At 48.9% G+C, this 19,315-nt stretch carries 17 protein-coding genes; 2 read left to right on the forward strand and 15 right to left on the reverse strand.

Translation table 11 applies throughout. The features are described 5' to 3' along the window. Position 1: 1 nt before the first annotated feature. A complete protein-coding gene (locus tag ACMP1L_RS02160; protein WP_418451887.1) occupies positions 2 to 1,012 on the forward strand; it encodes a nucleoside recognition protein in 1,011 nt (336 codons plus the stop codon). Here the strand turns inward: ACMP1L_RS02160 and ACMP1L_RS02165 are convergent. The 15 genes from ACMP1L_RS02165 to glf form a co-directional block, all read right to left on the reverse strand. Then, positions 963 to 1,547 (reverse strand): ATP synthase subunit B family protein, encoded by a 585-nt coding sequence (locus ACMP1L_RS02165; RefSeq protein ID WP_118733899.1) that lies wholly within the window; start codon positions 1,545 to 1,547, stop codon positions 963 to 965. The genes ACMP1L_RS02160 and ACMP1L_RS02165 overlap by 50 nt on opposite strands. 31 nt (positions 1,548 to 1,578) lie before the next feature. After that, positions 1,579 to 2,061: a pantetheine-phosphate adenylyltransferase gene (gene coaD / locus ACMP1L_RS02170; protein ID WP_118733898.1), complete on the reverse strand. Its 483-nt coding sequence runs from the start codon at positions 2,059 to 2,061 to the stop codon at positions 1,579 to 1,581. Position 2,062: 1 nt separating this feature from the next. Continuing rightward, a complete protein-coding gene (gene rsmD / locus ACMP1L_RS02175; protein WP_418451888.1) occupies positions 2,063 to 2,617 on the reverse strand; it encodes a 16S rRNA (guanine(966)-N(2))-methyltransferase RsmD in 555 nt (184 codons plus the stop codon). 203 nt (positions 2,618 to 2,820) lie between these two features. After that, complete coding sequence (locus tag ACMP1L_RS02180) at positions 2,821 to 3,027, reverse strand: alpha/beta-type small acid-soluble spore protein (RefSeq protein ID WP_118733897.1); 207 nt, start codon at positions 3,025 to 3,027, stop codon at positions 2,821 to 2,823. Positions 3,028 to 3,166: 139 nt separating this feature from the next. Continuing rightward, positions 3,167 to 4,228: an aldose epimerase family protein gene (locus ACMP1L_RS02185; protein WP_418451889.1), complete on the reverse strand. Its 1,062-nt coding sequence runs from the start codon at positions 4,226 to 4,228 to the stop codon at positions 3,167 to 3,169. Between the two features lie 134 nt (positions 4,229 to 4,362). Continuing rightward, positions 4,363 to 5,448: an aspartate-semialdehyde dehydrogenase gene (asd, locus tag ACMP1L_RS02190; protein ID WP_118733895.1), complete on the reverse strand. Its 1,086-nt coding sequence runs from the start codon at positions 5,446 to 5,448 to the stop codon at positions 4,363 to 4,365. 179 nt (positions 5,449 to 5,627) lie between these two features. Beyond that, positions 5,628 to 7,862 (reverse strand): DNA gyrase/topoisomerase IV subunit A, encoded by a 2,235-nt coding sequence (locus ACMP1L_RS02195; protein ID WP_418451890.1) that lies wholly within the window; start codon positions 7,860 to 7,862, stop codon positions 5,628 to 5,630. A gap of 11 nt (positions 7,863 to 7,873) precedes the next feature. After that, complete coding sequence (locus tag ACMP1L_RS02200; RefSeq protein WP_177303656.1) at positions 7,874 to 9,793, reverse strand: DNA gyrase/topoisomerase IV subunit B; 1,920 nt, start codon at positions 9,791 to 9,793, stop codon at positions 7,874 to 7,876. Positions 9,794 to 9,891: 98 nt separating this feature from the next. After that, positions 9,892 to 11,103 (reverse strand): SLC13 family permease, encoded by a 1,212-nt coding sequence (locus ACMP1L_RS02205; protein ID WP_418451891.1) that lies wholly within the window; start codon positions 11,101 to 11,103, stop codon positions 9,892 to 9,894. A 206-nt stretch (positions 11,104 to 11,309) separates the two neighbouring features. Next, the gene (locus ACMP1L_RS02210) at positions 11,310 to 12,527 is read right to left on the reverse strand and encodes an iron-containing alcohol dehydrogenase (protein ID WP_118733891.1); all 1,218 of its coding nucleotides are present in this window, start codon (positions 12,525 to 12,527) and stop codon (positions 11,310 to 11,312) included. Positions 12,528 to 12,744: 217 nt separating this feature from the next. Beyond that, positions 12,745 to 13,614, reverse strand: a complete 870-nt coding sequence (locus ACMP1L_RS02215) for a DegV family protein (protein ID WP_177303655.1) — start codon at positions 13,612 to 13,614, stop codon at positions 12,745 to 12,747. 395 nt (positions 13,615 to 14,009) lie between these two features. Next, complete coding sequence (locus ACMP1L_RS02220) at positions 14,010 to 14,903, reverse strand: glycosyltransferase (protein WP_177304217.1); 894 nt, start codon at positions 14,901 to 14,903, stop codon at positions 14,010 to 14,012. Then, positions 14,900 to 15,898 (reverse strand): glycosyltransferase family 2 protein, encoded by a 999-nt coding sequence (locus ACMP1L_RS02225; protein ID WP_177304216.1) that lies wholly within the window; start codon positions 15,896 to 15,898, stop codon positions 14,900 to 14,902. The genes ACMP1L_RS02220 and ACMP1L_RS02225 overlap by 4 nt, the downstream gene beginning before the upstream one ends. Beyond that, a complete protein-coding gene (locus ACMP1L_RS02230; RefSeq protein WP_418451892.1) occupies positions 15,895 to 16,887 on the reverse strand; it encodes a glycosyltransferase family 8 protein in 993 nt (330 codons plus the stop codon). The genes ACMP1L_RS02225 and ACMP1L_RS02230 overlap by 4 nt, the downstream gene beginning before the upstream one ends. 1 nt (position 16,888) lies before the next feature. Then, a complete protein-coding gene (gene glf, locus ACMP1L_RS02235) occupies positions 16,889 to 17,992 on the reverse strand; it encodes a UDP-galactopyranose mutase (RefSeq protein WP_418451893.1) in 1,104 nt (367 codons plus the stop codon). 283 nt (positions 17,993 to 18,275) lie between these two features. Here glf and ACMP1L_RS02240 point away from each other — a divergent pair, with 283 nt between their 5' ends. Then, positions 18,276 to 19,136 (forward strand): class I SAM-dependent methyltransferase, encoded by an 861-nt coding sequence (locus ACMP1L_RS02240; protein ID WP_118732599.1) that lies wholly within the window; start codon positions 18,276 to 18,278, stop codon positions 19,134 to 19,136. Positions 19,137 to 19,315: the final 179 nt, after the last annotated feature.

A 19,315-nucleotide genomic window follows, 5' to 3' on the forward strand; every position in this document is an offset into this window, starting at 1 on the left:
TTTGTCTGCGATTTCTCCCGGTGCTCCGGCCTTTATCCTCTTATTTTTTTTGCTGCTGGCATTCCCCGGCCAGGCGATCCAGGGAGCCTCCGATGGGCTTTTGCTCTGGTTTCACACCGTATTGCCGACCCTCGCTCCTGCCATGATCTGTACCCGCCTGATCCTGCTTAGCGGTGGAGATCACCTTCTGATGAAGCCGGTCCGTCCACTCTTTCAAAAGCTCTTTTCCTTGAGTGAAACCGGTTCCTTTATCCTTCTGTCCGGAATGCTATGTGGATATCCGCTGGGAGCGGCCCTGTGTTCCCAGGCAATGAGGGATGGACGGATAAGCACCCGGGAGGCGGCGTACCTGCTTGCTTTCTGCAGCTTTCCGAGCCCCATGTTCCTGGCCGGTTACATTCCCGGACAATTTCCCGGCAGGTTTCCACTCCCGCTTCTTTTTCTTTCAGTCTATGCTCCGGTGCTGATACTGTCCCGGCTTGCAAGGCATAATAGCCATCCAGACATTTCCCGGGAGTCCGGGCAGCCGAAAGCAGTACAGACCATACAAGCTTTCCAAATACAAGAGCATGCCAGATCTGCGTCTGAGGACAGTCTGAATGGAATTCTCTATGAGGTATGCGACGTTATGGTATTGATCGGCAGTTATCTGATGCTTTTTTCTGTTCTCGCGCGGTTCTTAAGCAGCGCCGCATGGATTCCGCAGCCCGTCACGGCACTCCTTTGCGCAGTTTTTGAAATGACGACCGGCATCCGTCAGATCTGCCTGACATTTCCTCCTGCACTTTGCCTGCCGGCCTGTGCGGCCTGTGCTGCATTCGGGGGAATTTCCGGGATATTTCAGACCCACAGTGTCATCGCATACGATTCCCTGTTCTCGCAGGGCAGAAAAAATGCCGGATTTGACATCCGGCATTATGTAGGTTGGAAGCTCCTGCATGCAGGACTTTCCGCATTGATTCTTACTGTTCTTCAGCTGTTGCTTCCTCTGGGGTCTCCTCTACGGTTGTAACACTGCCTGCCAGCTCTCCACGGTTGGAGGAGACAATGTCATAGCTGGACTGCATGGAAGAAATGAACGCATCGAAGCGGCTCTGGGCACCTTCCATAGAATGGGTGATAATGGTCTGCAGGCTGTTTAACATGTCATCTGTATAGTTGATGGATGCCTGGCGGATGCCATTAGCCTCATTCACAGCCTGATCGATGATCGCCTGGGCCTGGGTCTGTGCATCTTCTACCACACGGTTTGCTTCTGCGTAGGCTTTCTGCATGATCTCATGTTCATTGACCAGTTCATTGGTCTGGGCAGTAGCCTCAGCCACCATGGCATCTGCCTGGGCCCGTGCCTCATTCAGGATCGCATCCTGATTACTGATAATCTTCTGATATTTTTTGATCTCATCCGGAATACGGAGCCGAAGCTCTACCAGCAATTCCTCAAGCTCTTCCTTATTTACCAGGATTTTGGTATTGGAAAGCGGCTGGAACTTACAGCTGTCAATGTATTCTTCAATCTCACCAATTAACTGTTCGATTCTGCTCATGGTTTCTTCTCCTTAACGTTAACGCATTTGGTTATTTATTTGCAAGCTTTTCCCGCACTTTTTCTGCAACAGCAGGATGCAGGAACTCGCTGATGTCTCCCTGATAACCTGCAATCTCTTTTACGATACTGGAGCTTAAATACGAATATTTCAGGTTCGTCGTCAGAAAGATGGTGTCAATATCCGGGGCAATGACCCGGTTTGTCTGAGCCATCTGAAGCTCATATTCAAAATCTGTGATTGCCCGAAGACCTCGCACGATCACATCTGCCTGACACTGATGTACAAAATCAACCAGAAGTCCTCCAAAGGCACGGACCTCTACATTGGGCAGATATGAAGTGACATCTTCTAACATCTTAACACGTTCTTCAACAGAAAACAACGGAGTTTTTGAATTATTCTGCAAAACTCCGACAATCAGATGGTCCATCATGTGGGCGGACCGCTCTATGATATCTAAATGTCCCAGGGTTACCGGGTCAAAGCTGCCAGGATAAACTGCGATTGCCATATTATTCTCCTCGATAGACAAATACATGCTTATTTGTCTTGTACTCTTTTATTTTCTCTGTAATGTAGCCCATAGAAGACAGGTACGAAAAATCTGTCTGCAGGGATGCTTCTATTATAATGGTGCTCTGCTTGTCGATCATGGAGGAAGTTTTCAGAAAATCCAGCATCTGCTTTTCCAGTTCATGGTCATATGGGGGATCCATGAAGATAAAGTCAAACCGGTACTTTCCCTCCAGACGTTTCAGGGCTGTCAGGGCGTCACAATGCATCACTACTGCATTGTTTTCCAGCTTTGTAGCTTTTAAATTATCCCTCACGATCTGTATTGCGGATTCGTTCTGTTCTACAAACACAACCTGACCTGCTCCGCGGCTTAACGCCTCGATGCCGATACCTCCGCTTCCCGCAAACAGATCCAGAAAGGTGCAGTCTGCCAGATCATACTGAAGCATGTTGAACAAGGTTTCCTTAATGCGGTCCTGCGTAGGACGGGTATTCATTCCCTCCAGGGTTTTCAGCTGTGTTCTTCTTGCGCTTCCTGCTATTACTCGCATAGTATCCTCCCAGACAATTATAATCATCGCAATTATAGCGTGATTTTTTCAGATATACAAGCAGTTTATCATGGAGTTTCGTATCTTTTTTGATACATATGTAAGAAAAAAGGTAAGATTTCCGAAGAATTTTTCACCAAAAAAGAAAGCCCGCGGCAGATTCACCGCGGACCCTCTTTTTTGTTCTGTTTCTTATGCCGCAATTACTTGCCGGCCATCTGTCTTTCCTGAGCCTCGATCATTTTCTTGACCATATAGCCGCCGACAGAACCATTCTGAGCAGAGGTTAAGTTTCCGTTATAGCCATCGGATAACGGGACACCAAGCTCTCCTGCAACCTCCATTTTGAATCGGTCCAGTGCTTCCTTTGCCTCGGGTACTTCTGCTCGATTAGAAGATCTGCTTGCCATAATTGGCCTCCTTCCTTAAGCGCCTGCCGTGAAGCAGGCGTTTTCTCCTGCGTCATGGCCGGTCTGTGTTTTGTTACATCCCTAGTATGTGCTTAAGAATGGATCTTACCCTGGCATCTTCTGCGTAAACTGTCAGATATTAGGCTTCAGTTTTAAATTTATAAATAGTGGTGGTTTTATAGATATCTCCACCCTTTAAGATCGGGGAAGCAAACTGCGGTTTATTGACTGCGTCCGGGAAATACTGTGACTCAAAACAGTAAGCATCGCGTCTGTCATAAACAGCGTGGTTCTTTCCTTCCATATGGGTTAAAAAGTTTGCGGTGTAGAACTGAATACCGGGAAGGTCGGTGTAAACCTCCAGCACGCGTCCGCTGGCCTCATCCATTGCCTTCGCGGAGAGGGACAACTCACCGGTCTTATGGTTTAATACCCAGTTGTGGTCATAGCCGCCAGCCAGCTTCAGCTGTTCATAATCTGCCTCAATATCCCGGCCAATGGCCTTAAACTGTGTGAAATCCATAGGCGTGTCCTTCACCAAAGCCAGCTCACCCGTGGTCACGCAGTACTGATCGGAAAGCGTAAACTGATCTGCGTCAATCCAGACTTTCTGATCCAGTGCGGATCCGGATCCCTGACCGGCCAGGTTAAAATAAGCATGGTTGGTGAAGTTTGCGATCGTGTCCTCATCGCAGGTCATGTGATAATCGATCCGGACTGCGTCATCCTCTGTCAGAGTATAGCTGACACGGATATCCGCGTTGCCCGGATAGTTCTGATCTCCGTCCGGGCTGAACAGGGAAAAGGTGATTTTTGTTCCGGCTTCGGTCTCTGAAATTTCTGCGTCCCAGATCCGGTCTCTTAAGAAATCAGGGCCACTGTGAAGATTATTGATCCCGTTATCGTTGATCACAAGCGCATAGGTAATGCCGTCGATCGTGCAGGTGGCGTTGCTGATGCGGTTCGCATTTCTTCCGACGATCTCACCAAAATGGGCGTCCTGGTGCAGATACTTTTCCGGTTCGTCATATCCCAGGACCACATCTGCCAGTGTGCCGTGTTTGTCCGGAACCCACATTTCCAGCCAGATGCCGCCAAGATCGGTAAACGAAGCCTTTAACCCGTGTTTGTTGGTAAGGGTGTATTTTGTGATTACCGCACCATTCTCCAGGGTGCCGAATGTTTCTTTGCTGAAAGCCATAACAAATCCCTCCGCCTGATTCTATATTTTGGCCCCGTGGTAAAGACACGAAAACCATTACGGCCATTGTAACACAAAAACGGGATGGTTTCCAGTCTAAACCGGCTCCATCCCGTTTCCAGAATTTTCAATATTTATTTTGCCTGGATATAACCCTGTGCAGTTAGAAGCTCTGCGCAAAGAACTGCGCCGCCTGCTGCGCCGCGGACGGTATTGTGGGAAAGTCCTACGAACTTGTAATCGTAGATGCTGTCCTCACGGATACGTCCTACGGAAATGCCCATGCCGTTCTCATAATCCACATCTAAGGAAACCTGCGGACGGTTGTCTTCCTCTAAGTACTGAATGAACTGTTTCGGTGCACTCGGGAGCTTTAACTCCTGCGGAAGACCGGAGAATTTTACCAGACGGTCGATCAGCTCTTCCTTGGTCGGTTTTTTGCGGAATTTTACGAATACTGCTGCGGTGTGTCCGTTTAATACCGGGACACGGATGCACTGGCAGGTAATCTTCGGTTCAGATGCCTTTACGATCACACCGTCCTTGATCTCGCCCCAGATACGAAGCGGCTCCTGCTCGCTCTTTTCTTCCTCACCGCCAATGTACGGGATGATGTTGCCTTCCATTTCCGGCCAGTCTTTGAAGGTCTTTCCTGCACCGGAGATTGCCTGGTAGGTGGTTGCTACTACCTCATATGGCTCAAACTCTTTCCATGCGGTAAGTACCGGAGCGTAGCTCTGGATGGAGCAATTCGGCTTTACAGCAACGAAGCCTTTCTTGGTACCCAGACGTTTTTTCTGGAACTCGATTACTTTAAAGTGCTCCGGATTGATCTCCGGAACTACCATCGGAACATCCGGGGTCCAGCGGTGTGCGCTGTTGTTGGAAACAACCGGAGTTTCGGTCTTTGCGTAGGCTTCCTCGATGGCCTTAATCTCTTCTTTCGTCATGTCTACTGCACTGAATACGAAATCTACACTGGAAGCAACCTTTTCTACTTCATTTACGTTCATGACTACCAGTTTCTTGACTGCTTCCGGCATCGGAGTGGTCATTTTCCAGCGTCCGCCTACAGCCTCTTCATAGGTTTTTCCTGCTGAACGCGGGCTTGCAGCCACGGTAACTACCTCGTACCACGGATGATTCTCCAGAAGGGAGATGAATCTCTGTCCTACCATACCGGTCGCGCCAAGCACGCCTACACGCAATTTCTTTTCCATAATCGTAAGCTCCTTATTCTCCTCATGGCATTATTCTTTTGTCTGCCATTTTTTTGCTCTCGCTTATCCTATCTCATATTTTTCAAAAAATCAAGAGGTATTCGTCAGAAAAATACATTTGTATGCTGCACAAGGACATTTTCCATAATATAAACACAACTGCACGCGACAGGCGGATTTTACAGGCGGACCTTGCTGCCCTTGCCGTCACGCTTTGCCAGCTTCAGGCGGTTTAAATGCACTTCCTTTTCTTTATAGACGATCTGCGGCTGCTGTGTCACAAAATAAATCTCCTCCAGTTCATCTCCGGTGCCAAGCTTCATGCCGCGCACACCGCGGGAATTCTTTTTCAGTTCCGGAATTTCATCCATGGAGAAGCGCAGGAACATGCCCGAAGCGCTCTGCAGGACCAGATCCGTCTCGGTTCCTGCAATACGCACAGTAAGCAGGCTGTCGCCATCCTGCAGCTTCGTTGCTGCCACTGTGCGGTTATTGGTGACAAATTCTTCTGCCGGAACCTGTTTTACCATGGCCATTTTCGTGGCAAACAGCAGGATCTGTCCGGTTAAGCGGCCAAAATTAGTGAGGAAAACAATCTCTTCTTTGCTGCCATCATATTTGCTCAGATTGTCGATCGGTGTACCCTTATCACGCAGCTTGCCGGATGGAATATCCATCATCTTCACCTGATGCAGATTTCCGGTATCCGTAAATATGCAGAGCTTGTCGGTATTTAAGCATGGGATCACATACTTATATTCGTTATCCACCGTCTCACGGTTCCGTTCATAGACAGTGCGGTCCAAAAGCTTGCAGTAACCAAAGCGGTCCATCACAAATACAACCTCTGCGACTGCCGCTGCAGACTCTTCATATACCGCTTCCTTTCCGTTCTCGATCAGAGTTTTTCTCGGCACTGCAAACTCTTCCTTGATGTGGTCTAAGTCTTCTTTGATGACCTTATTCATACCATCGCGGCTTTTTAAAATCTTTTCATACTCGGCAATGCGCTTTAAGCATTCCCTGTATTCCTTCTGCAATGCCAGGATCTCCAGGCCGATCAGCTTATACAGGCGCATCTCCAGAATGGCGCTGGCCTGCTTCTCCGTAAAGTTTAACTGCTTTGCATCCTCCTCAAAGCCCGGATGTTTAAACTGGATCTTGGAAATGTCGCCGTTCATCAGGCAGGCCTTGGCATCCTTTAAGTTCCTTGAGCCGCGGAGAATGGCAATGATCAGGTCGATGACATCGCAGGCGCGGATGAGACCTTCGCGTATCTCCTTTTTCTCCAATTCCTTTTCCAGGAGTGCCTGATATTTGTGTGTGGTATTCTCATACTGGAACTCCAGATAGTTTTTCAGAATACCGCGCAGATTCAGCGTTTCCGGGCGTCCATGGGCAATTGCCAGCATGTTCACGCCGAAGGTATCCTCCAGCTTTGTCTTTTTATACAGAATGTTGCGGATTTTTTCGATGTCCGCATCCTTTTTCAGTTCCAGAACGATGCGGATTCCTTCCTTGCTGGACTGGTTGGAAATATCCACCACATCGGATAATGTCTTGTTCTCTACCAGTTCCGCAATGTCTACCAGAAATTTATTGATACCGGCACCAATCATGGTATACGGAATCTCACTGATCACCAGCTTGTCCCGGTCTGCTTTTCTGCGGCCCAGTTCTACCTCGATCTTACCGCGCAGCTTAATCTTGCCGACACCGGTCTCATAGATGGCAGGCAGGTCCTTCTTATTGGCAATAATGCCGCCGGTCGGAAAATCCGGTCCCGGCATCAGCGTCATCATCTCCTCCAGGGACATATCCGGTCTGTCGATATAGGCCTTCACCAGATCCACGACCTCGCCGAGATTGTGGGTTGGAATGCTGGTACTCATGCCGACAGCAATCCCCTCCGCGCCGTTGATCAGGAGATTCGGAACGCGGACCGGAAGCACCTCCGGCTCTTTTTCAGATTCATCGTAGTTGGAAACATAATTGACGGTTTTGTCCAGATCTTTTAGATAGACCTCCTCGGCAAATTTCTTCAGGCGCGCCTCCGTGTAACGCATAGCTGCCGCACCATCCCCCTCAATGGAACCGAAGTTTCCGTGGCCGTCCACCAGAGCCATGCCCTTTTTAAACTCCTGGGACATGACAACCAGCGTTTCATAAATGGAACTGTCACCATGCGGATGATATTTACCCATGGTATCTCCCACGATACGGGCGGATTTTCTGTGGGGCTTGTCGTGCCCCAGGCGCAGCTCGCTCATGTCGTAAAGCACGCGGCGCTGTACCGGCTTTAAACCGTCTCTTGCGTCCGGGATGGCTCTGGCAGTGATGACACTCATAGAGTAATTTAAGTAACTGCGCTGCATCTCCTCGGAATATTCTGTTGTTAATATCTTCTCAGCCATGTTTCCTCTCCTTATGCGTCAATCTCTGCTTCATTCGCATGATCATAGATGAACTGCTTGCGTGGCGGAACCTCGCTGCCCATCAGCATCTCTGTCACCTCGGAAGCCATGCGGGCATCCTCAATCTCCACGCGTTTTAATACGCGGCGTTCCGGATCCAGGGTGGTTTCCCACAGCTGTTCCGGGTCCATCTCTCCAAGACCCTTGTAGCGCTGCAGACGGAAATCTCCGGTATGGGACCTGCGGTAACGTTCCAGCTCCTTGTCATCGTACAGGTACATTTCCTGTCCTCTGGACGGGATCACTTTGTAAAGCGGCGGCATGGCAATGTAGACATGGCCGTTATAGATCAGTTCCGGCATGAAACGGTACAGGAAGGTTAACAGCAGCGTATCAATGTGGCTGCCGTCTACATCTGCATCTGTCATGAGGATGATCTTGTTGTATTTTAGTTTGGTTATATCGAAATCATTGCCGTAGCCCTCAGAAAAGCCGCAGCCAAAGGTATTGATCATGGTCTTGATCTCAGCGTTGGCAAGCACTTTATCCATGGAGGCCTTTTCCACGTTTAAAATCTTTCCGCGAATTGGCAGGATAGCCTGATACTTCCGGTTTCTTGCCGTTTTGGCAGAACCGCCCGCAGAATCTCCCTCGACAATGAAAATCTCGCAAAGCTCCGCATCCCGGCTCTCGCAGTTTGCCAGTTTTCCATTGCTGTCAAAGGAAAATTTGGATTTTGTGAGCATGTTGGTCTTAGCCTTTTCCTCGGCCTTGCGGATCTTGGCAGATTTTTCCGCGCAGCCGATGATGGCCTTTAAGGTCTCAAGATTCCGGTCAAAATAATGCTGCAGCAAATCTCCGGATATGGTAAATACTGCTTTTGTGGCATCTGCGCTGGCAAGCTTTGTCTTGGTCTGGCCTTCAAAAATCGGATCCGGGTGCTTGACAGCCACAATAGCCGTCATGCCGTTTCTGGTATCCGCTCCGGTAAAATTCGGGTCCTTCTCCTTTAAAATACCGAGCTCTCTTGCATAGGAATTGATGAGCTGGGTAAAACGGGTCTTAAAGCCAACCAGATGGGTGCCACCTTCCTGGGTAAAGATGTTGTTGCAGAAGCCCAGGATATTTTCCTCAAAGGCATCCACAAACTGGAAAGCAACCTCTACCTCGATCTTATCTATTTCCTTTTTGAAATAAACCGGCTCATGAATGACGGTCTTTCCACGATTTAATTCTTTGACATAGGCTATAATGCCCTCCGGCTCGTGGTAGGTAATCTCCTCTTTTTCATTGTCCCGTGCATTTTTATAATAAATCGTCAGACCAGGATTTAAGTAAGCAGTCTCATGCAGACGGCTTTTTAACCATTCTGCCTTAAACCGTGTTTTCTCAAAAATTTCGTCATCCGGCAGGAAATTGATCTCCGTGCCGGTCTGTCTGGTCTTGCCGAGAACCGGAAGCAGGCCGTTCTCCAGTTCCACTGTCGGGATGCCGCGCTCGTAGGCATCGTGATGAATGAAACCGTTTTTGTAAATCTTTACGTCCATATGGGCAGACAATGCGTTGACGACGGAAGAACCAACGCCATGCAGACCGCCACTGGTCTTGTAAGCCTCATTGTCAAACTTACCGCCTGCGTGAAGGGTGGAAAGAACCACACGTTCCGCAGATACGCCCTTTTTATGCATTTCAACTGGAATGCCGCGGCCGCTGTCCTTAACCGTACAAGAACCGTCTGCCTCCAGGGTTACCCAGATGGTACTGCAGAACCCGGCCAGGTGCTCATCTACCGCATTGTCCACAATCTCATAAATCAGATGGTTTAATCCCTTTGTGCCTACGCCTCCAATGTACATGCCAGGACGCTTTCGCACCGCCTCCAGTCCCTCCAGGACTGTGATACTGTCTGCGTTATACTGTGTATTCGCCATGATCCCCTCCGTTAATAAAACAAATGTTCGATTACCTATTATATATGAAAAAATGTATAAAAATCAAGTGAAAAATCTTGACCCGGTTCCGTGGCCTCTTACCAGTCAAGCATAACAGCTGCCAGTAAAAGTATGATTGCCATACCCACATTCCAGATCGTAAACCGTAGTATATAGCTTTGCTTACTCCCGGCCTCCGGGAAACGCGCCTGACTCTCTGCAAAAAATTTGTACGAGATCAGACTGGCCAGAGAAGCGATCAGCGTGCCAAGTCCACCGATGTTGACGCCTCTGAGAAGCGCCGCATACTGATCTGTAAATCCGGAAAGCAGAATGGCAGCCGGAACATTGCTGATTATCTGGCTGCAGCCAAAGGAAAGCAGAAGTTCCCGGCCATGCAATGTCTGATTCAGGAATTCCCGTATCAAGTCAATTCGCTTCATATTGCCGATAAATACAAAAAAAGCAATGAAAGTCAGAAGAAGGCTGTAGTCTACCTTTTTTGGAAGAAAGCTGCTGTGAAAAACTCCGGCCAGCAGCAGGCATCCGGTCAGAACAACCACGACAAGCACCGGCCAGCTGATCACACGAAATACCGAAAGAAGGCTGAACAGGAACAATGTCGCCAGAAGCAGATTTTGCAGATTCCGGAGGCGTTTAGGAACTGCATTCCCGGAGTCCGCTTCCGCTGTTTTGCTGCTTTTTCCGGCAGATTCTCCGGAAGGCTCCATATGTTTCAAGAGTTCCGGGTCCAGCGCAAAATTCTTATGAAATATACAGGCACCGAGGATCAGCAGAAAGGACAGTGCCGATAACGGTCCCATAATAGAAAAAAATTCACCTATTCCCATACCGGAAACCGAGTACAGATATAAGTTCTGCGGATTTCCCACCGGTGTCATCATGCTGCCCAGATTGGCTGCAATGGTCTGCATCACAATGACGGAAATCATCTCTTTCTGAAGACCAGAAAGCTCAAGAACCAGGATTGTAAAAGGAACAAATGTTAACAGTGCTACATCATTGGTGATCCACATTGAGCAAAAGAAGCACAGCATGACCAGAACCAGATACAGCTGGCGGAACGTATGGACCCGCCCAAGCAAAGCTCTGGCTACATCAGCAAAAAAACCTGTCTGCTTAAAGCCCTCCATAATCGTCATCAGTGAAAACAAAAGCGCCAGGGTGCGGTAATCCATATATCCGGAATATTTGCTGTCAGGATGGATCAAAAGCATGGAAAATGCCGCAAGAAGCACGGCAATGCAAAGTACGGTCTCTTTTTTCAAATATGCAATCAGTATTTTCAAATTTCATTTCCTCATTTTCTCATTGTATTATCTTCTGAAACTTATTCATACCGCAAACAGCGGTTCAAAATCACAAACATTTATTATACGAAAATTTGGAGAAATAAGCAAGAGGCGCTTCAGATCAGAAAAGACAGAAAAAAGCCCCTCCGGGATAATTCCCGTCAGGGCTTTTGATATCGTATGTCTTGTTAAGTATGAAATGATCAGAAATCAACTTCTGTGTCGTAGTAGCAGCACTTGAGCAGTTTCTCCATCTCTTCCTGGCTAGGCTGACGCGGGTTAGAACCGGTACATGCATCAGCGATGGCGTTCTTGGCAATTTCCGGAAGTCTCTCCAAGAATACCTCCTCCGGTACGAAGCCCTGCTCAGTCGGATAGCTGTCAGCGCCATAGTTCTTGATGCAGTGCGGAATCTTTAAGTCATCATTCATCTTTCTTAAGTAAGCAATCAGCAGAGCAACCTTCTCGTCCAGGGTTTCACCGCCCAGCTTCATGAAATCTGCGATCTCACCGTAACGCTCCTTTGCAGTCTCATCCTTTGCGTTGAAAGCAATAACCTTCGGCAGGTACATTGCGTTCGCTGCACCGTGAATGATATGTGCGCCATAGTCTGCAAATGCAGCACCAGTCTTATGAGCCATGGAATGAACAATACCTAACAGTGCATTGGAGAATGCCATACCGGCCAGGCACTGTGCATTATGCATGGAATCACGTTTTGCCATGTCGCCGTTATAGGAATCTACCAGATCCTTCTGGATCATTTTGATCGCATGCAGGGCCAGCGGATCGGTAAAGTCACAGTTCGCAGTGGAAACATAAGCCTCGATTGCGTGGGTCATAGCATCCATACCGGTGTGGGCTACCAGTTTCTGCGGCATGGTCTCTGCCAGATCCGGATCGACGATGGCTACATCCGGGGTGATTTCGAAATCAGCGATCGGATATTTAATTCCCTTCTGATAGTCTGTAATGATAGAGAATGCAGTAACCTCTGTAGCAGTTCCGGAAGTAGAAGAAATTGCACAGAAATGAGCTTTTCTTCTCAGTTTCGGGATACCAAATACCTTACACATATCTTCAAAGGTAATGTCCGGATACTCATATTTGATCCACATTGCTTTTGCTGCGTCGATCGGAGAACCACCACCCATAGCAACGATCCAGTCAGGCTGGAATGCTTCCATAGCTGCAGCGCCCTTCATTACGGTTTCTACGGAAGGATCCGGCTCAATGCCTTCGTAAAGCTGAACTTCCATTCCTGCTTCTTCGAGGTACTGTTTTGCCTTATCAAGGAATCCGAAGCGTTTCATGGAACCGCCGCCAACACAGATGATTGCTTTCTTACCTTCAAATGTTTTTAATGCCTCTAATGCACCTTTTCCGTGATATAAATCTCTTGGTAATGTGAATCTAGCCATAATAGCTCCTCCATTCTGCCGCCGTCTGGCGGCACCGTTTTTATTATGATGCGCTTGCTTACTCGTTAATTAATTAACATTAACTCTGCTATTACTATAACACTTTTTGTGTATTTTGCAAGTGTTTTTTGATATTATTTTTCATAATATTTTCAGTTTGCACAGATGGCTTGTTATCACATTATCAAAAGAAGATGTAAAAAACATTGGTCAGTCATCACGGTTTACAGATATAGCCGATTCCCAGTCCTCCCGGTCCGATATGACAGGTTACACCAAAAGAGAGCTCATCACAGAGAATGGTCTGACCCGGAAATGCTGTCTCGATTTCCTTTACCCAGGCCTCAGTCTCTTCTTTTCCGGCACTGGAAGCCGCTACAATATGCATATTCCCTGCATCATATTCCTGCTGATAGGATTTTGCGATAACCGTCTTTACTTCCTCGATCATGGTCTGCTTCGCACGTTTTAAACCGCGGCAGTTTTTATACAGTTCCAGCATGCCAATGTCAAAATGAAGTACCGGTTTTACATTCAGAAGTCCTCCAACAAGCGCCACACCTGCAGAGATACGGCCGCCGTGCTTTAAATATTTTAAGTTATCTACCGAAATGTAAATGCCTGCCTTGGTCTTTGCCTGCTCCATGCGCACCTTCACTTCTGCTGCGCTGCAGCCAGACTCCAGCAGATCCAGGGCATCCAGAATACTACGGTGAAGCGGCGTCGAGACACTTCCATTATCTACTACATAGACCCTTCCCTCATACTTTTCTTCCCGGGCCAGCATCATGGCTGTCTGGCATGAGCCGCTCAGGCCGCTGCTGATCGGAATATAAAGTATGTCCTTATACTGGGAAAGCGCCTTGTCCCACAGTTCCATGACCGCCTCCGGTGACGGTTGAGAGGTGCTGATATCTTCCAGTCTGCAAAGACGATCCAGAAACTCTTCTCTGGTAATATTGATTCCCTCATAATAACAGGTCCCATTCATATAAAACGGCATAGGAAGCACAAAAATCCCAAGTTTCTCTGCCTCACTTTGTGAAATGCTGCTGTGACTGTCTGTTACAATTCCAGTTGTTCTCATCCATACTTCTCCTTTACACATTCAGGAGCACTCCGCCCCTTACTACATATAAAAAATTATAGTTCATCTTTCATGTAAAAACAAGCATAGGGAATGCTGCTATATTGCAATATAGAGAATAACCAATAAGGTCCGAAGGTTCGGTCAGGCCATACAGAATAAGCAGATGCTGTGAAATTTTGTACTTCATTCGCTCCGCCGCCTATTGCCAGACCTGCGACCCAAACTCGTGCGCTTTGCGCACTCAGACAAGGGTCTTCGGTCTGGCGCTATGCTCGCGCATGAATCGGCGACCGCGTCACTGGCGCGTTCTTGCTATGCAATGCAAGAAAATTCCAACGCATCTGCTTATTCTGTATAGTCTGACCGAACCTTCGGACTCTATTAGTTATTCTTTAAATTTTTATTCCCACAAGCTTCGCCACCTGCATTTCCATCCGGATCCCGGCAAACCAGAGCTTTGCGATCTGCTCCTGGAGCGGACTGATATGCAGATAGTGTCTCATGTAGTAAAGGGTGCTCTTCTCCCGCAGCCGCTGACGTTTCATGGCATCGGAGAAAGATTTGCTGATGGAGGTGGAATGTTCGTGATCATAGTGCTGGTTTAATAAAAGCACGCTGCGGTAACCGGCATTCTGCATCCGGCGGCCCAACACCTGCTCTTCCTCGTAGAGGAAGATCCCCTCATCATAGCCTCCAGCTTCCAGAAATTTTTCTGTATCCACCATCAGCATGGAACCGTGCACGGCACCCACATATACGGCACTCCGGCCTGCAAAACAGGAATCCGGGTAGTTAAACGTCTTTCCTAACAGGCGGCGGCTCACCGGACCCATGCTCAAAAGTTCCCGCATGAAGCTGCGCAGCGGCCAGCCGTTTTTCAGATTCGGAAACCGCGCGTCACGGATCCGGGTGGTCACGATTCCCACCTCCGAGTGACGGGCAAAGACTGCCAGCATGGCTTTTAGGGACTGCTCCGAAAATACCACATCCGGATTCGCGATCAGAACATGGGTTGCACCCTGTTCCGCGCCGCAGCGGACACCGAGGTTGTTGCCAGAGCCGTAGCCGCCGTTGTGGTCGGCGGAAATCACACGGACTTTGCAGGATTGACTTGCATTTGCATCAGACTCCAGTTTTCTCAACCGCTCCAGGGAATCATCCGTGGAGGCATTGTCCACTACAATAATCTGGTGCAATACATCGTAATCCGCAATCTGCATCACCAGTTTTTCGGTAGTTTCCGCATCGTTGTAATTCAGAATCACACAGCTCAGTTGCATACTCATGCTTCCTGCTCCTGTCCCACAGCCTGCTCACATTTCGGCTGCCGCATCTTCTCCGCCCTCGGGATTGTCATGCACATAGCCAGCGTCTGTAATACGGAGTTTTTATAGAAGTGATTGTAACGGATATTCTTCAGCCGCCCTGCTGCTGACTGGTACGGCAACGCCAGGAATGCCCGCAGCGTCATGCGCTGTACCTTGTCCATGTCCTTCCAGAACCGGCGGCCGAAAGCAATGCCCTGGTTTAACATCCGGCGGTAATTCTGTTCTACCTCTTTGCCGCGTCCCAGTCGTGCTTTCATTTCTCCAAAGCTGCCTGCATCCTTTGCGCCCAGCACATTATTTCCGTGCTGGCGGTATTTGGACAGTGCCCTCGGCATGAATTCGATGATACCAAAACAGGATGCGGTCAGGGCGATCCACCAGTCATGCATGCAGCAGACCTCCGGTGCCTTCGCGCAGCGCATAAGCAGCGCCCGGTTGATCATGGAGGCTCCGCCTGTCACCTGATTTTCCACCAAAAGCTCCGCAAAGCTGCTGCGGTCCGGATCCTGATGGGTATACGACGCAAAGCTGGGACTGATCTCATAAAGCTCTTCGTCCACCACTTCCATATCGGAATACAGCAGGATCGGGCATGCGCTGCCCAGTCCCTTTTCCAGCACCTTCATCCGGTGCAGCATTACGCTGACCTTATCATTCTCCCAGACATCATCCTGGTCACTGAACAGGATATATTCATTTTTCTCATCCTTCAGGGCTTCCTGCATCAGCCAGAAAAAGTTTCCTGCCGCACCACCTGTATGCTCTGTTCTGTGATGCAGAACCACCTGCTCCGGATACCATCCGGCATAATTATCTAACATTTCCCGGGTTCCGTCATCTGAGCCGTCATCTGAGATCAGGATCTTTACCGGCACAGTCTGGGCCAGGATCGTGTCCAGCTGCTGCTCAAGATACTGCCTTCCCTGATACGTTGCCATCAAAACTGTTATCATGATTTTTTCCTCCGTTCCACCAGCTTCATGCCCAGCTTCCGGCTCACCATACGGCGTACCGGCGGACAGATAGCCGTTGCATAATCCAGCATGTGGTATGCCAGCATATAAGTACGTTTTCCGTGTTCTTTCGCAGCTCCCGCCCAGGGTGTCTTTGCCAGATACAGCTCATAGGCCCTGCGGTAATGATTCAGATTGCCGGCAATCCAGGGTCTCTCATCTCCCATATAGTGGATGATAGACGGATGCTTCTTTGCGATCTGCAGCTCCCGCGGTGTCACGGCCTTGTAGGTCTTTCCCAGATGCACCAGTTCCCGGTAGGAAAAGTACCTGTAATTCGTAAAGAAGTTGTAACGCGGCATCAGGGTATGAATCTGTCCTTTCAGCGTACCGTTGATCACATCCTGATCACTGGCAAACAATTTTCCACCCCTGCTCTTCCAGAACTCCAGAAGCTTTTTCTGGATCTCCTGCTCCCGCCACTGTTTCAGATCGACCAGAAGAACCCCTGAATTATAATAGGGATCCTCTTCCCCCAGATCAATGGTTTCCTTCACTGTCTCATAAATCGTGGGTTCCATCACCGCCCCCACAATGCTTCCCTCCAGATTCTCTTTCCACAGATGTTTCAAAGACTGAAGCACCACCGTATCGCAGTCCAGATATAACACCCGCTCTACGGTTTCCGGCAGCATATCCCCCATAAAGAGGCGCAGCATGATACTGATGTCAAAGCCGCCGGTGTCCACTTCATAGCCTATGCGCTCCCGCAGATCATCCAGGTTTAAAAAAAACAGGCTTCGCCCAAAATACTCTGCGATTTCCCGAAGCCTCTCCTGATTTTCCTCCGAAAGCCCCAGGGTCAGCACATAGACAGCAATCTCCTCAAAATCCCGGTTCTTATCCAGCAGAGAATAGAGGGATGTTCCCAGATGCCTGGCATATCCGTCATTCGAGGCGTAAACCACATTCATACATTCCCGGTTCATATTAATCTCCCATGTATTCCGCCGTGCGCTTCAGCGCAGATGCGATCACCTTATCCATGTCATAATACTTATACTCTGCCAGCCGACCGCCAAAGATCACGTGATTCTCATTTTCAGCCAGTGCCGCATACTGCTGGTACAACGTCTGGTTCTTCTCATCGTTCACCGGATAATAAGCTTCCATGCCCTCTTTCCAGTCGGCCGGGTACTCTCTGGTGATAACGGTCTTCGGCTGGGTACCAAACTCAAAATGCTTGTGTTCGATCACACGAGTATACGGAGTTTCCCGATCCGTATAGTTAACCACAGCCACACCCTGATGATTCTCCTCATCCAGCACCTCAGACTCAAATCGCAGGCTGCGATACTCCAGCTTGCCAAACTGATACTGATAATAGGCATCAATGGTTCCCGTGTATACCACAGTCTCGCCCAACGCATCATAATGCTCCCTGTGTTCCAGATAATCCACGCCGGTTTCAATATCACAGCCCGCAAACAGCTTGTCAATGATCACATTATAGCCACCGATCGGGATGCCCTGGTACAGGTCGTTAAAATAGTTGTTGTCATAGGTAAAACGTACCGGGAGCCTGCGGATGATAAAGGCCGGAAGATCTTTGCAGTCACGTCCCCACTGCTTCTCGGTGTAGCCCTTTACCAGCTTCTGGTAAATATCGGTTCCCACCAGGCTGATGGCCTGCTCCTCCAGGTTTCCCGGCTCACCAGTCACTGCCTTCTTCTGCTCCTCAATGATCGCCTTTGCCTCTGCCGGAGTGCTGATGCCCCACATCTTGCTGAAGGTATTCATATTAAACGGCATATTGTACATCTCGCCCTTGTAATTGGCTACCGGGCTGTTGGTGTAGCGGTTGAACTCAGCCAGATTATTTACATAATCCCACACCTGACGGTCGCTGGTATGGAAGATGTGTGCTCCGTAACGATGCACATGAATCCCCTCCACATCCTCGCAATACACATTTCCGCCGATATGATCGCGTTTTTCCACAACCAGACAGGTTTTTCCACGTTTCTTTGCCTCGTACGCCCAGACACCTGCATAAAGTCCGCTTCCAACCAGTACATAATCATATTTCTTCATAACTCTCGTCCACCTTGTCTTTCTTCTAATTTGACCTGTTTCCGCTTCTGCCGGACAAATCTCCGATTTCTTCAGAACCGTCTGTTTTCTCTGATTTCTACTATACTATAGCTTTGCCAAAAAGTAAATTTCAGGGGACACTAATTTCATGGACACCACAACGTTTTACTGCTATAATTGTTAGGAGTTCCTGCCTCTTTCGCAGGAAAACCAACGATTCCGGGAGAAATCCCGAAGCAATAAACAACAATGTGATAACCAACTACGAAAGGTGGAAAAATATATGTGGTTAGCAGATGGCTGGAAAGATTATCAGGTCATTGACTGTTCAAAAGGAGAAAAACTGGAAAGATGGGGTGAATACCTTTTAGTGCGCCCGGACCCACAGGTCATCTGGGATACCCCAAAGACCCACAGAGGCTGGAAGCACATGAACGGACACTATCATCGCAGTGCCAAAGGCGGCGGCGAATGGGAATTCTTTGATCTTCCAGAGCAGTGGACCATCGGCTACAAAGGCCTTACCTTCAACTTAAAGCCATTCAGCTTCAAGCACACCGGACTGTTCCCAGAGCAGGCTGCCAACTGGGACTGGTTCGGTGACAAGATCCGCAATGCAGGACGTCCGGTTAAGGTACTGAATCTGTTCGCCTACACCGGCGGAGCAACCCTGGCCGCTGCCAGGGCAGGCGCTTCCGTGACTCATGTAGATGCCTCCAAGGGCATGGTCGGCTGGGCAAAAGAGAATGCCGCATCCTCCGGCTTAAGTGACGCACCCATCCGCTGGCTGGTAGATGACTGTGTAAAATTTGTAGAACGCGAGATCCGCCGCGGCAACCATTACGATGCCATCATCATGGATCCTCCATCCTACGGACGCGGTCCGAAAGGCGAGATCTGGAAAATCGAGGACGCGATCCATCCGCTGGTAAAGCTGTGCGCACAGCTCTTATCCGATGACCCGCTCTTCTTCCTCATCAACTCCTACACCACCGGCCTGGCTCCGGCAGTCCTCACCTACATGATGAGCACCGAGATCGTTCCGAAATTCGGAGGCCACGTAGATGCCCAGGAAATCGGGCTTCCGGTCACCGAAACCGGTCTGGTGCTGCCATGCGGCGCATCCGGACGGTGGGAGAAATAAATTGCAATTATAGGACGGAACTAATAAAGGTCCGGAAGTGAAAGAGACCGCCTTCCTCTATTTTCACATATCGTTGTTTGCTTGCTCTCACAACACGCGTTCGCCTGCATCGGACTACATCCGCTGCATTCGTACACGTGTGTTCAAGATGCAAACACCTGATATGCTGAAAATCCCGG

Source organism: Ventrimonas sp. (assembly GCF_048380235.1).
Lineage (GTDB): Bacteria > Bacillota > Clostridia > Lachnospirales > Lachnospiraceae > Brotaphodocola.

Excerpts from the sequence above, each read along its gene's own strand:
- ACMP1L_RS02185 (WP_418451889.1), bottom strand. The coding sequence starts at position 4,228 with ATGGCTTTCAGCAAAGAAACATTCGGCACCCTGGAGAATGGTGCGGTA.
- ACMP1L_RS02200 (WP_177303656.1), bottom strand. The coding sequence starts at position 9,793 with ATGGCGAATACACAGTATAACGCAGACAGTATCACAGTCCTGGAGGGA.
- ACMP1L_RS02225 (WP_177304216.1), bottom strand. The coding sequence starts at position 15,898 with ATGATAACAGTTTTGATGGCAACGTATCAGGGAAGGCAGTATCTTGAG.
- ACMP1L_RS02230 (WP_418451892.1), bottom strand. The coding sequence starts at position 16,887 with ATGAACCGGGAATGTATGAATGTGGTTTACGCCTCGAATGACGGATAT.
- coaD (WP_118733898.1), bottom strand. The coding sequence starts at position 2,061 with ATGGCAATCGCAGTTTATCCTGGCAGCTTTGACCCGGTAACCCTGGGA.
- rsmD (WP_418451888.1), bottom strand. The coding sequence starts at position 2,617 with ATGCGAGTAATAGCAGGAAGCGCAAGAAGAACACAGCTGAAAACCCTG.
- ACMP1L_RS02220 (WP_177304217.1), bottom strand. The coding sequence starts at position 14,903 with ATGAGTATGCAACTGAGCTGTGTGATTCTGAATTACAACGATGCGGAA.
- ACMP1L_RS02165 (WP_118733899.1), bottom strand. The coding sequence starts at position 1,547 with ATGAGCAGAATCGAACAGTTAATTGGTGAGATTGAAGAATACATTGAC.
- ACMP1L_RS02180 (WP_118733897.1), bottom strand. The coding sequence starts at position 3,027 with ATGGCAAGCAGATCTTCTAATCGAGCAGAAGTACCCGAGGCAAAGGAA.
- ACMP1L_RS02210 (WP_118733891.1), bottom strand. The coding sequence starts at position 12,527 with ATGGCTAGATTCACATTACCAAGAGATTTATATCACGGAAAAGGTGCA.
- asd (WP_118733895.1), bottom strand. The coding sequence starts at position 5,448 with ATGGAAAAGAAATTGCGTGTAGGCGTGCTTGGCGCGACCGGTATGGTA.
- ACMP1L_RS02240 (WP_118732599.1), top strand. The coding sequence starts at position 18,276 with ATGTGGTTAGCAGATGGCTGGAAAGATTATCAGGTCATTGACTGTTCA.
- glf (WP_418451893.1), bottom strand. The coding sequence starts at position 17,992 with ATGAAGAAATATGATTATGTACTGGTTGGAAGCGGACTTTATGCAGGT.
- ACMP1L_RS02215 (WP_177303655.1), bottom strand. The coding sequence starts at position 13,614 with ATGAGAACAACTGGAATTGTAACAGACAGTCACAGCAGCATTTCACAA.
- ACMP1L_RS02195 (WP_418451890.1), bottom strand. The coding sequence starts at position 7,862 with ATGGCTGAGAAGATATTAACAACAGAATATTCCGAGGAGATGCAGCGC.